The following is an 11,880-nucleotide window of genomic DNA, read 5'->3' as shown; positions in this document are numbered from 1 at the left end:
TCCGCCGAGAGGGTCGCCTTGCCCAACGCCGTCCAAGAACCGCTATTGTCGGCCATCGCAATCGCCAAGAGCTTCGGCGGCGTGCAGGCGCTGCGCGGCGTCGATTTCGACGTGATTCCGGGCGAGATTCACGCTCTGCTTGGCCAGAACGGCGCCGGCAAGTCGACGCTCGTCAAGATACTCAACGGTGTGCATCCGGCCGGCTCTTATGTTGGCACCATCAAGCTCGACGGCAGGCCCGTCAGCTTCGCTTCGCCCGCCGACGCGCGGTCGAACGGTGTCGGCTATGTGCCGCAGGAGATCGAAGTGCTCGAGCAGCTCTCGGTCGCCGAGAATGTCTTTGCCGGCCGCACGGGACTGGGCGACGGCTTCATGGTCCACCAGCGGAAACTGGAACAGAAGGCGGGCGAGATTTTTGCCGAGCTTGGCATCGGCATCGATCCCAGGGCCTATGTCGCATCGCTGACTTCGGCGCAGCGACATCTGGTGATGATTGCCCGCGCCATCGTCATGAAGCCGCGCGTGCTCATGCTGGACGAGCCGACCGCCTCGCTTTCCGGCACCGAGGTCGATGCGCTCTTCAGCGTGCTGCGTCGCCTCAAGGCGCAAGGTGTGGCGATGATCTACATCACCCATCGGCTGCCGGAAGTGCTGGCCATCTGTGACCGCGCCACGGTGCTGCGCGACGGACAGGTGGCGGTGCGCATCGCGAGGGAGGATTTCGACGCCGAGACCTTCATCTTCTCGATGTCGGGACAACGATTGCAGCGGCTGTTTCCCGAGCATGCGGCCTCTGTCGGAGCCCCAACCGCGCTGGAGGTTCGCGATCTGACCGTCGCCGGCCATAGCGGCGCCGTCCACGGCGCCAAGGACATCAATCTGTCGGTGGCCGCCGGCGAGATCGTCGGGCTTGCAGGCCTGCTTGGCTCCGGCCGCAGCGAGATCCTGCACGGCATCTACGGCCGCGTCCCGGCCACGGGCGAAATCCGCGTCGCCGGCGAGACCCTGCCGATCAGATCGCCAGGCGACGCCCGTGCCGCCGGCATTGCGCTTCTGACCGAGGACCGCAAGCGCGACGGCCTGCTGTTCAATCTGCCGGTCGGCGCCAACATCACCATCGGCAATCTCGCCCCCTTGTCGCGGCGCGGCGTCGTGCGCGGCGGGCTTGAACGCAGCTCCATCCTGGCCGCCATGCGCGCGCTCAACGTCAAGGCATCGTCGCCGCAGGCTTCGGTCAGCCATCTTTCGGGCGGCAACCAGCAAAAACTTCTGTTCGCCCGCGTGCTGATGCGCGCGCCGAAAGTGCTGCTGCTCGACGAGCCGACCAAAGGCGTCGACGCGGCAACCCGGCACGAAATCTACCGGCTCGTGGTCGACCTTGCCGAAAAGGGCGTGGGCCTGCTGATCGTGGCCTCCGAGCTCGAGGAGCTGATTGGTCTTTGCGACCGTTGCCTCGTCGTTGCCGATGGCCGCATCGTCGACGAATTCAGACGCGGCGAAGGCGGCGAGGATCGCGTGCTGCGTTCGGTGACCACGGCGCAAGCAGAACGCCACGCTTCGCAGGTGCAGGTATTGCCATGATGTTCGCCGGCAAACGCGTTCTGGTGACCGGCGCGGCCACCGGCATCGGCCGGGCGACGGCCGAATATCTCGTCGCTCAGGGCGCGGCCGTGTTCGGCGCCGGGCTGGATGCCGAGGAGGGCAAGGCACTTGCCGGCCGTTACGCCGGCGACAAATTGATCTTTCGCAAGACGGATCTCGCCCGCGAAATCGAGGTGCGAGCGGCCGTGGCGGAGGCGACGGAGCGGTTCGGCGGGCTTGACGCCGTCGTCAACTGCGCCGGCATCTATCCGACCGGCAAGCGGCTCGAGGAGCTTTCCGACGAAGACTGGGACAGGACCATTGCTGTCAACCTGACCGCCATCTTCCGTGTCTGCCGCGCGACCTTGCCGCTGCTGCGCGCGGCTGGCGGCGGCTCGATCGTCAACATCGCCTCGGTGCACGCCGATGCCACGGTTCCCGGCGTGCCAGCCTATGCGGCGACAAAGGCGGCGGTCGTTGGATTGTCGCGACAGATGGCGCTCGACTATGCCGTCGACCGCATCCGCGTCAACGCCGTGCTTGTCGGCTCGGTCGCCACCCGAATGACACTGGACGGGCTGGAGGCGGCCGGCGGCGCGGAAGCGCTGGGCCTCTCTTTCGAACCCAACAGGATCGCGCGCATCGCCAACCCCTCCGAGATCGCCAGCGCCATCGGCTTCCTGATCTCGGACGCCTCGTCCTTCGTCACCGGCAGCGCCATGCAGGTGGATGGCGGTCTCCTGGCCCGGCTGCTCTAAGCTGCCCCGGGTGGAAGCGCGAACGGCATGAACGAGACGGCGCCCGCCGCGCTTTCGCCGGGCGCAAGCACGATCACGCCTTCATCCGGATCGCTCCATCGGCCACGGCCGAAAGCGCCCGAGGCATTCGTCTGCGGTTCCAGGCAGAAATAGGGCTTGGTCGGGTCGGCATAGAGCATCAGATGCTTGAAGACGGGATCGGCGGCGATCCGCAATCCGGCGCCGCGCGACGGAAAGCGGATGATCGCTTCGCCGGTCCAGCCGCCGTAGTCATTGTTGCGCCAACCGTCGGGCAGCGGCCCGCCCTTCGCGAAATCCAGTTCGGGCGGCAGCGTGATCGGATCGCCCGAAATGCCTTCGGGCTCTTCGAGATGGAAGCGCCGGGCGCTGAATTGCAGCGTCACGCCGCGATCTCGATCGAACCACGGATGCAAGCCAAAGCCGAACGGCATGGGAACCGGCCCGGTGTTGGTCAGCGTCATCGTGACGCCGAGACCCTCCTCCGAGACGACAAAGGCCTGCTCGGCGCGATAGGAATAGGGTTCCGCGCCGGCGGCGACCTCAAGCACCAGCGTGGCCGCGGCGGCACCGCTTCCGGTGACGGTCCACGGCTGTTTCCAGCCGCTGCCATGCACGTTGAATGTCTCAGGCGGATTGTTGGGCAGAACCCGCCAGCGCCTTGCCCCGAAGTCGAATTCGTTGCCGGCGATGCGGTTGGCGTAGGGCACCATCGGGAACATGGCGACGCCCAGCACGTTGCCCGCATCGCGATCGTCATCCGAAAGCCGGCGCATGAGATCAACGCCGCGCCAGCGCATCGCGCTGACGCTGCCGCCGATTGCCGGTGCCAGTTCGACGTCCAGCGCCCCTGCCCTCAGTGTCGGCGCCTCAGAAGTTGCGCCCATAGCCCGCCGCCCAGCCGCCGTCGACGCCCAGCATCTGCCCGGTGGTGTAGCTGTTCAACGGATCGCAGAAGAACAGCACCGCGGCGACCGCTTCCTCGATGCTGCCGGCGCGGCCGACCGGGGTGTGGCTGAGCATCGCCTTGTCGCCTGTAACGATGGCGTCGTCCTCGACCGCGCCGAAGCCAACCGCATTGACCAGGATTTTCGGCCCGAATTCCATGGCCAGGGCACGCATCCCGGCAAGGATCGACGCGTTCTCCATGGAAAAGCGCGGATGGCGACGCATCGGCATGCCGGCGACCGCCGAGATCAGGAAGACGATGCGGCCGCCGCGCTCGGTCATCGTCATGGCGGCCTTGCGCGCATCGGCATACAGGGAGCGCGGATCTTCGGCTTTCGTTCCCGGGCGTAGCGGACACGAGATCAGCAGGATATCGGCGGCGGCGCGCGTGGGGGCGCCCTCGACGATATGACCGCCATTGGCGCGCAATGCGGCGAGCACCGCGTCGACGATCGCATTGGTTTCGCCGTCCAGCGCGATCGTGGCGCCGGCAAGATCGATTTCCATGGCGGCGCTCACATCATGTATCCCGCGGTCCAGCCGCCATCGACGGCCAGCACCTGGCCGTTGATGTAGCTGGCGGCCGGAGAAGCCAGGAACAGCACCGCTTCGGCGATCTCCTCCGGCTGGGCCGGCCGGCCGAGCGGCACATGGGCGAGGAACTCCTGGGTGCGCCCGGCGAACTTGCCGTCGTCCCCGTAGAACAGCTTGGCGGTCAGCGCAGTCATCACCGAGCCGGGCGCGACCGCATTGGTAAGGATCCCCTGGGCGCCCAGTTCGATCGCCATCGACCGCGTCAGATGCACGATGGCGGCCTTGGCGGCGACGAACGGGCTTTGCAGGCGCATCGCGGCAAGGCCGACGACCGAAGCGATGTTGACGATACGTCCACCCCTCCCGGCCGCAAGCATCGGCGCCAATGCGGCGCGGCTCATGATGTAGAGGCCGTCGAGGTCGATGCCGGTGATGCGATCCCACTCCTCGGCAGGAAATTCGTCTATGGTGACGCGGTGCGCCAAGGTATTGACGCCGGCATTGTTGACCAGGATGTCGAGCCGTCCGTACTGCTCGCAAACCCTGGCGATCGCGGCATCGACCGATTGGCCGTCGCGAATATCGAGCGCGCAGGCCCTCGCATTGCACAGTCCGGCCGCGACGCGCTCGGCGCCTGCCATGTCGATGTCCGCGACGACAACCGCGGCCCCGTTATCCGAAAGCCGTTTGGCGATGGCACTTCCGATTGCGCCCGCCGCCCCGGTAACCAAGGCGACCCGATCCGATAAGTTACACCGCATTGCGCGCCGTCATCATCACCCTTCGATATGAAGATCACCCTTCGATATGAAGCTATTATAATAATATCAAAGGTCAAGGAAGTCCAAAAACGGAGCCGATGATATCGGATTTCCTTGGATGACCAGAGCCATTTCAGCCTCGGCACGATCTGCCGACGGAAGCCGCGCGGATCTAGCAAAGCGCTACCGCGCCGGTCGATCGCCTCGAAGGGGTCCCAGTTGAGCGGCGCTAGCCGTCCGCCAGCGCCGTCACCTCACGCCGGAAAGGCAGCGCGTCACCGATATCGGCTTCGTCCAGTTCGCGGGCGAAGCGATGGCCGGCATAGGTAGCCCAGGCGATCGGTCCCGGCGCTTCCGCATCGCCGATGACCTTGACCGAACGGATGCCATTGTTGGCCCACTCGTTTTCCCGGGCTTTCAGCGCGTGCCAGACGGCGTCGTCCTGATTGCGCGACGTCACCAGGACGACGGCATCGGCGGCCATGTCCTGTTTCGCGCCGGTATAGACGCAGGCCGTCGCGAGGCCGCCCGAAACGATGCTCGTGACGGTCCTGTTGAGGACGATATCGACCCCCAACTCCGCCAGGCGGCGGTGGATGGCCCCCTGCTCCAGCGTGTTGCGGGTCCAGTCCGAGACATAGGCCGAAGGGGTCACCAAGGTCACCTTCGCGCCCTGGCGCGCCATCAGCTCGGCCAGCACGCCGCCCATGTAATAGTGGTCGTCGTCGAACAGCACGACGTTGCCGGAGGGCACCTTGCCGCCCATCAGATCGTCGGGCGTGTAGACCGGCATTGCGGCGTCGATCGGCATCGGCACGACATGGGCGCGTGCCACGCCGTCGCGACGCCAGGTCGATCCGGTGGCGATGGCGACGTTCTGGAAGCCGAAGGACAGGATGTCGTCCGCCGACAGCCGGCTCTCGAAATAGATGTCGACATTCGGCATCTGGCTGAGCTGGTACTGCCGGTAGTCGCGCACCCGGCCCCAGGCCGACAGGCCCGGCAGCAGGCACTCGCGCGCCACGCGGCCACCAAGCTCGGTGCCGGCTTCCGCAATGGCCACCTGGTAGCCGCGCAGGCCGAGCGCGCGGGCGGCCTCCAACCCGGCGGGCCCGGCGCCGACGATCAGCACGCTGTCGCTGTCGCCCTTTGCCTGCATGCGCTCCGGATGCCAGCCCTTGCGCCATTCCTCCATGAAGGTCGGGTTCTGCGTGCAGCGCGAGATCGACATCGTCATGTCGCCGGTGATGCAGATGTTGCAGCCGATGCATTCGCGGATATCCTCGATGCGGCCTTCCTCGACCTTCCTCGGCAGGAAGGGATCGGCGATCGACGGGCGGGCGCAGCCGATGAAGTCGAGCGTGCCCGACTTGATCATCCTGACCATGACATCCGGCGAGGTGAAGCGGCCGACGCCGACGACCGGCCTCGAGGTCAGCTTCTTGATGCCGGAGACGAGGCTTTCCTGCGCCGCCTCTTCCTTGAAGCGCGACGGTCCCGAGCAGTCCTCCCAGGCGCCGTGGGCGAGATCCCAGAGATCAGGCAGCTCGGCATGCATCTCGATCATGTCGCGGACTTCCGAATTGGCGAAGCCAAGCTCACCGATCATCTCGTCGAGCGACAGCCTGAGCGTCAGGCCGCACGTGTCGCCGATCGCGTCGCGCCCTTCCTCGATCAGCTCGCGCATCAGCCGCGAGCGGTTTTCCAGCGAGCCGCCATATTCGTCGCTGCGCTGGTTGGTGGCAGTGGACAGGAAGTGCTGGATGATGCCGAAGCCGTGCGCGCCGTAAAGGCAGACCAAATCGAAGCCTGCCTGCTTGGCGCGTTTGAAGGCGTTGCGGTGCCAGCGGCGCAGGTCGCGAATATCCTCTCTGTCCATCGCGCGCGCCTGCACCGGATCGTTGGTGAAGGTGCGGATCGGCAAGGCCGACGGCCCGCGCGGGACCTCCTTGGTGTAGAGATTGGGGCCGTTGATGCCGGAATAGGCGAGTTGGACGCCGGCCAGCGCGCCATATTCGTGCATCGCCTTGGCCATCTTGGCCAAGGCCGGAATATCGGCGTCGTCCCACAGCCTGAGCTCGATGAAGGGCGTGATCTCGGAGGTGTGGTGCATCTCCGTCTGTTCGGTGAAAATGACGCCCCAGCCACCTTCGGATTTCATCCGGCGCATCTCGGCAGCGGCGGAAGGATCGCGATAGCCGCCGCCATTGCAATGGGGAACCTGGTAGAAACGGTTCTTGGCCGTCACCGGACCGATCTTCATCGGCTCGAACAGAATGTCGTAGCGTGGGTCGCGCATGGTGCTTCCTTCCTGTCGGCTTGGCGCTGCCGCAGTTGCCGAGACTACTCATAAGTTGGCGCCGGCGCGGGAAAACTATGGATTTCTTCTGCGCGGATTAGGACGCGCCTAATCGCCCTTGCATGGATTAGCCTGCGATGAATCGGGGCTGAGCCAAATGCGACTTCAGGACCGCTACGGCGCGATGTAAACAGCCGGCTGCGGCAACGGAACAAGAGATATGGACAGCACCAGGATCCTCGAAAAGTTGATCGCCTTCCCGACAGTGAGCCGCGACTCGAACCTCGACCTCATCGGCTATGCGGCGGAGCTGCTCGGAGAGAGCGGCATCGCCAACCAGATCATCCACAGCGCGGACGGCCACAAGGCCAATCTCTTTGCCACCATCGGACCGGCCGACAAGCCCGGCATCATGCTGTCCGGCCATACCGACGTCGTTCCCGTCGACGGCCAGAACTGGACCCTGCCGCCATTCGCGATGACCAAGCGCGACGGCAAGCTTTTCGGGCGCGGCGCGGCGGACATGAAGGGTTTCGTGGCCTCAGCTCTCGCGGCCTGTCTCAAGGCCCGGAAGATGGCGCTGCGCACGCCCTTGCATCTGGCGCTCTCCTACGACGAGGAAGTCGGATGTCTCGGCGTGCGCGACCTGATCGAAATGCTGAGTGCAGCGCCCCAACGGCCGCTGCTGTGCATCGTCGGCGAGCCGACCAACATGCAGGTGGCGACCGGGCACAAGGGCAAGCTTGCGGCGCGCGCTCTCTGCAAGGGACGCGAAGGCCATTCGGCGCTCGCCCCGCTGGCGCTCAACGCCATCCATCTCGGTTGTGATTTCGTGCGGGCCTTGCGCGACGAACAGGATCGGCTGGCCCGCGACGGCGCTCGCGACGGCGACTACGACATTCCCTACACGACCGTGCATGTCGGCAAGATCAATGCCGGCGTGGCGCTCAACATCGTGTCCAACCTTTGCCAGGTCGATTTCGAGATCCGCAACGTCGCCGCCGACGATGCCGCCGGCATTCTCGACAGGCTGCGCAGTGCTGCGGCGCGCATTGCCGCCGACGCCGCTTCGATCGCGCCCGAAGCGGCGATCGACATCGAGATCACCAACACCTATCCGGGTCTCGACACGCCGGCCGCTTCGGAAGCCGTCGCCTTCGTCAAATCGCTGACCGGCGCCAACAGCACCATGAAGGTCGCTTTCGGCACGGAAGGCGGCTTGTTCAGCCGCGATCTCGGCACGCCCGCCGTCGTCTGCGGACCGGGCTCGATGGCGCAGGGGCACAAGCCGGACGAATTCGTCAGCGTCGAACAGCTGCGGCGTTGCGACGAGATGCTGGAGAGGCTGCTGTCACGGCTCGCCGACGGCTGGCCGTGATATCGCTCACTTGACGATGCGTTCGGTGCCGAAGACGCCCTGCTCGACCACGAAGCGGCGGCAGTGGTCGATGAAGGCCTGCACCGTCAGCGTGCGGTGCTCGGCGTTCGGCAGCGCGATTCCCATGGTCAGCGGCCGCAGGTCCCCCAGCAAGGGCACGAAGACCAGCAGCTTGCCGTCCGGCGACATGGTGTTGAGCGGCCGCATATTGGCGATGCCGTAGCCGAAGCCATTGGCCACCATCGAACGCATCACTGCGATATCGCCAGTGCGCTCGACGATCCTGGGCCGCAGGCCTTGGAACGCCGAGAGGAAATATTCGCGGCTATAGGGCAGATCGAGCAGCACCATCGGCTCGTCGACCAATTCCTCGGGCGTGATGCCCGCCCTCGCGGCCAGGCGATGCGCGGCCGGCAGCATGACATAGGCCGGCAGCTGCATCAGCGGCTCGAACGTCATGTCCTGCGACAATTCGAGATCGTAGGTCAGTGCTGCGTCTATTTCGCCACGCTGCAGCATCTCGAACAATTGCCCCTGGTTGCGCTCGAACTGCCTGACGCGCACATCCGGAAAGGCGTCCTCGAATTTCCGGCGCAGCGCCGGCAGCACGATCTGCGCAAAGGTCAGCAGGCAGCCGATCGCCAGCGGTCCGCGCACTTTTTCCGCGATATCGCCGGCAATGTCATGCAGCGCATCCGCATCGTTGAGCAGCCGCGCGGCTTCCTTGAGGAAAAGGCGCCCGCCTGCCGTCAGCGCCAAGGCATGCGAGTGCTTGCGCACGAAGAGCTGGACGCCGAACTCCGCTTCGAGCTGGGCGATCGAGGCCGAGATCGAGGGTGGCGAGACATTGACCTGCTCGGCCGCCTTGGCAATCGAACCCGCCTCGCCGACGGCGACGAAGTACTCGAGCTGTCTGAGTGTGAAGCGGAGCGGCATGGTCCTATGTTGCCGGTTTGCACCCGGTGATCAAGGTCACGGCCCTCAGTACTTGATCCAGGTGGTCTTCAGCGCCGTGTATTTGTCGAGCGCGTGCAGCGACAGGTCGCGCCCGAAGCCGGACTGCTTGAAGCCGCCGAAGGGTGTCATCGGGCTCAGCGCATCGACGGTGTTCACCGAAACCGTACCCACCCGCAGTCTCTCCGCGATGCGGTGTGCCCGCGACAGGCTGTCGGTCCAAAGCGATGCCGCCAGCCCGTAGACGCTGTCATTGGCAATCCGGAGCGCCTCGTCTTCGGTGTCGAAGGCGATGACCGACAGCACCGGGCCGAATATCTCGTCGCGGGCAAGCGGATCCTCGGGCGCAACATTGTCGAAGATGGTGGGCTGCACGAAGCTGCCGCGCCCGTCGACCGAGATCCGGCCGCCGCCCGTAACCAACCGGGCCGACTTCCTGCCGCCATCGATGAAGCGCATGACGGTCGCGGCATGCCGCGCGTCGACCATCGCCCCCATCCTGGATGCCGGATCGAGCGGGTCGCCGGGCTGGGTCGCCGCTGCGCGCTCGGCCAGCTTCTCGACCAGCGCATCCTTGATGCCGCGCTCCACCAGAAGCCGGGAATTGGCCGAGCACACCTGGCCCTGGTTGAAGAAGATGCCGAAGGCGGCCATGTCGGCCGCCGCGTCGAGGTCCGCGCAATCCGCGAACACCAGATTGGGGCTCTTGCCGCCGGTCTCCAGCCAGACCTGCTTCATGTTCGACTGGCCGGAATATTGCAGGAACAACTTGCCCACGGCGGTCGACCCGGTGAAGGCGAGGCAATCGACATCCATATGGCGGCCAAGCGCCTGGCCGGCCGTCTCGCCGAGGCCGGGCACCACGTTGAGCACGCCAGCGGGCAGGCCCGCCTGCATGGCAAGCTCCGCCAGCCTGAGCGCCGAGAAAGGCGATTGCTCGGCCGGCTTCAGCACCACCGAATTGCCCGCCGCCAGCGCCGGCGCGCATTTCCAGGTCGCCATATCGAGGGGGAAATTCCACGGCACCACGGCACCCACGACGCCAAGCGGCTCGCGTCGTACCAGTGCCAAGTCGCCATGGCCGGTCGGCGCCACCTCGTCATAGACCTTGTCGATCGCTTCGCCATACCATTGGAAGATCGCCGCCGAGCCCGGCACGTCGATGGTGGCCGCGTCCTTGACCAGCTTGCCCATATCCAGCGATTCCAGCAGCGCGAGCTCCGGCAGGTTCTCGCGCAGCAGCTCCGCCAGCCTGAGCAGCACCTGCTTGCGATGCGCGGGGGCCGTTCGCGACCACACGCCGGCCTCGAAGCTGCGCCGGGCCGCGGCGACGGCCAGATCGATGTCTTCTTCTCCGCAGGAAGCGACCTCGGCGAGCGTCGCTCCCGTGGCCGGATTGATGCTGGCAAAGGTTCGGCCGGAGCGGGCCGGCACGGCCTTGCCGTCGATGAAGGCTTTGTCGCGAAAACGGATCGCCGACGCCTTGCCGACCCACTCCTTGTGGCTGAGTTCGCTCATGCTGACTCCAGAACTGGCCGGACTATTCGTCACCGGGGACGCCGTAGCTCGGCGCGCCGGACGGGTTGAGGGCGCGGGTCACGTAGGCATCGAGCTGGGGCTTGTAGATGTCCCACAACGTTGCCAGCTGCTCGATCGGGCAGTCCTCGGTCCAGTCACAACGCAGGTCGGCGACGGGCCAGGATACATCGCGCACCAGCTTCATGCCGGCGGAGCGGACAGGCCCCGCCTCGCCGCCTGCTTTGAGCGCGGCGCGCATCGTGGCGATCAGCCGATCGCCGAGATCGCCTTCGGAGGCAAGGAAGGCCTCGACCATGGCGCGCGGGACGCCGTCGTTTGCAAGCAGGTTGCCGCCGCAGGCCACGTCCTCGCCGCGCGCCTCGGCCCAGATGCCGAGCGCTTTCGGCCCGGAGTGGATCACGCTGACGCCCGCGGCGTCGACAGCCAGTATCTGCCGGTATTCGATAAAAGCGCCCGTGCGCTTCAGGATCGCGACGGCCTCCGTGGCCGAGGCGCCGCGCGCCATCAACGCCAGCGCCCGTGGCCCGAGCGTCGGGTCGGTGACGTTCTGGCTGGCGACCGCGCCGACGCCAGCCTGCGCGTAGGCGCAACGCGCCGCGACCGCGGGAGACGACGATGACACCGCGACGCCGAACATGCCTGTGCGCCGGCACCGTGCAACGATGGAAAAGGTCATGGCGTTCAGTCCGGGATGACGGCGGTGCCGTCGATCTCGACCAGCCATTCCGGCCGCGCCAAGGCCGATACGACCAGCCCGGTGGAAACCGGATGGACGCCCTTGATGTACTCGCCCATCGTCCGGTAGACGGCTTCGCGATGGCGGACGTCGGTGATGTAGATAACCACCTTCACCAGATGCTCCATCGTGCCGCCGCATTCCTCGATGAGCTGCCTGATGTTCTGCATGACCTTGTGGGTCTGTTCGACCGGATCGTGGCTGTCGATGTTCTTCGCCGTATCGAGGTCCTGCGGGCACTGCCCACGCAGATAGACGGTCCGGCCGCCACGCGTGACGACCGCCTGGCAGAGATCATTGTCGAGCTTCTGCTCGGGATAGGTGTCCTTGGTATTGAATTTGCGAATTCGCGTATGCGCCATCTTGGTCTCCAT

General features: G+C 65.9%; 11 protein-coding genes. 3 read left to right on the top strand and 8 right to left on the bottom strand.

Translation table 11 applies throughout. The annotated features are described in order from the left end of the window. Positions 1 to 45: 45 nt before the first annotated feature. A complete protein-coding gene (locus FJ430_RS14625; RefSeq protein ID WP_226892196.1) occupies positions 46 to 1,581 on the top strand; it encodes a sugar ABC transporter ATP-binding protein in 1,536 nt (511 codons plus the stop codon). Beyond that, entirely contained in the window at positions 1,578 to 2,339 is a 762-nt protein-coding gene (locus FJ430_RS14620; RefSeq protein ID WP_140706708.1) for an SDR family NAD(P)-dependent oxidoreductase, read from the top strand. Before FJ430_RS14625 ends, FJ430_RS14620 begins: the two co-directional genes overlap by 4 nt. Here FJ430_RS14620 and FJ430_RS14615 read toward each other — a convergent pair. From FJ430_RS14615 to FJ430_RS14600, 4 genes are all read right to left on the bottom strand, one after another. Next, on the bottom strand, positions 2,336 to 3,244 hold the full coding sequence (locus FJ430_RS14615) for an aldose 1-epimerase (protein ID WP_140706710.1): 909 nt from the start codon (positions 3,242 to 3,244) through the stop codon (positions 2,336 to 2,338). The genes FJ430_RS14620 and FJ430_RS14615 overlap by 4 nt on opposite strands. Further along, a complete protein-coding gene (locus FJ430_RS14610; protein WP_226892195.1) occupies positions 3,228 to 3,824 on the bottom strand; it encodes an SDR family oxidoreductase in 597 nt (198 codons plus the stop codon). Before FJ430_RS14610 ends, FJ430_RS14615 begins: the two co-directional genes overlap by 17 nt. Next, entirely contained in the window at positions 3,821 to 4,600 is a 780-nt protein-coding gene (locus tag FJ430_RS14605; RefSeq protein WP_140706712.1) for an SDR family NAD(P)-dependent oxidoreductase, read from the bottom strand. Before FJ430_RS14605 ends, FJ430_RS14610 begins: the two co-directional genes overlap by 4 nt. A gap of 229 nt (positions 4,601 to 4,829) precedes the next feature. After that, the gene (locus FJ430_RS14600; RefSeq protein WP_140706714.1) at positions 4,830 to 6,899 is read right to left on the bottom strand and encodes an NAD(P)-binding protein; all 2,070 of its coding nucleotides are present in this window, start codon (positions 6,897 to 6,899) and stop codon (positions 4,830 to 4,832) included. A gap of 220 nt (positions 6,900 to 7,119) precedes the next feature. On the opposite strand from FJ430_RS14600, the gene argE reads away from it, so the two are divergent. After that, positions 7,120 to 8,277: an acetylornithine deacetylase gene (argE, locus tag FJ430_RS14595; RefSeq protein WP_140706716.1), complete on the top strand. Its 1,158-nt coding sequence runs from the start codon at positions 7,120 to 7,122 to the stop codon at positions 8,275 to 8,277. A gap of 6 nt (positions 8,278 to 8,283) precedes the next feature. Here argE and FJ430_RS14590 read toward each other — a convergent pair whose 3' ends face one another. Genes FJ430_RS14590 through FJ430_RS14575 form a run of 4 tightly spaced genes read right to left on the bottom strand, consistent with a single transcriptional unit; the run spans position 8,284 to position 11,868 of the window. Then, positions 8,284 to 9,213, bottom strand: coding sequence for a LysR family transcriptional regulator (locus FJ430_RS14590; protein ID WP_140640269.1), 930 nt, complete (start codon positions 9,211 to 9,213; stop codon positions 8,284 to 8,286). Between the two features lie 45 nt (positions 9,214 to 9,258). Then, positions 9,259 to 10,749 carry an aldehyde dehydrogenase gene (locus FJ430_RS14585; RefSeq protein ID WP_140706718.1) on the bottom strand — a complete coding sequence of 497 codons (1,491 nt, stop codon included), beginning with the start codon at positions 10,747 to 10,749 and terminating at the stop codon, positions 9,259 to 9,261. 22 nt (positions 10,750 to 10,771) lie between these two features. Further along, complete coding sequence (locus FJ430_RS14580; protein WP_140706720.1) at positions 10,772 to 11,446, bottom strand: DUF1028 domain-containing protein; 675 nt, start codon at positions 11,444 to 11,446, stop codon at positions 10,772 to 10,774. A 5-nt stretch (positions 11,447 to 11,451) separates the two neighbouring features. Further along, on the bottom strand, positions 11,452 to 11,868 hold the full coding sequence (locus FJ430_RS14575; protein WP_140640275.1) for a RidA family protein: 417 nt from the start codon (positions 11,866 to 11,868) through the stop codon (positions 11,452 to 11,454). Positions 11,869 to 11,880 lie beyond the last annotated feature (12 nt).

It is taken from the genome of Mesorhizobium sp. B2-8-5 (assembly GCF_006440675.2).
GTDB lineage: Bacteria > Pseudomonadota > Alphaproteobacteria > Rhizobiales > Rhizobiaceae > Mesorhizobium.
The sequence above is the reverse complement of the archived record's forward strand: the minus strand, read 5'-3'. Positions and strand labels throughout refer to the sequence as shown.

Coding starts and splice junctions, on each gene's coding strand:
- FJ430_RS14620 (WP_140706708.1), top strand. CDS start 1,578: ATGATGTTCGCCGGCAAACGCGTTCTGGTGACCGGCGCGGCCACCGGC.
- FJ430_RS14615 (WP_140706710.1), bottom strand. CDS start 3,244: ATGGGCGCAACTTCTGAGGCGCCGACACTGAGGGCAGGGGCGCTGGAC.
- FJ430_RS14605 (WP_140706712.1), bottom strand. CDS start 4,600: ATGCGGTGTAACTTATCGGATCGGGTCGCCTTGGTTACCGGGGCGGCG.
- FJ430_RS14600 (WP_140706714.1), bottom strand. CDS start 6,899: ATGCGCGACCCACGCTACGACATTCTGTTCGAGCCGATGAAGATCGGT.
- argE (WP_140706716.1), top strand. CDS start 7,120: ATGGACAGCACCAGGATCCTCGAAAAGTTGATCGCCTTCCCGACAGTG.
- FJ430_RS14590 (WP_140640269.1), bottom strand. CDS start 9,213: ATGCCGCTCCGCTTCACACTCAGACAGCTCGAGTACTTCGTCGCCGTC.
- FJ430_RS14585 (WP_140706718.1), bottom strand. CDS start 10,749: ATGAGCGAACTCAGCCACAAGGAGTGGGTCGGCAAGGCGTCGGCGATC.
- FJ430_RS14580 (WP_140706720.1), bottom strand. CDS start 11,446: ATGACCTTTTCCATCGTTGCACGGTGCCGGCGCACAGGCATGTTCGGC.
- FJ430_RS14575 (WP_140640275.1), bottom strand. CDS start 11,868: ATGGCGCATACGCGAATTCGCAAATTCAATACCAAGGACACCTATCCC.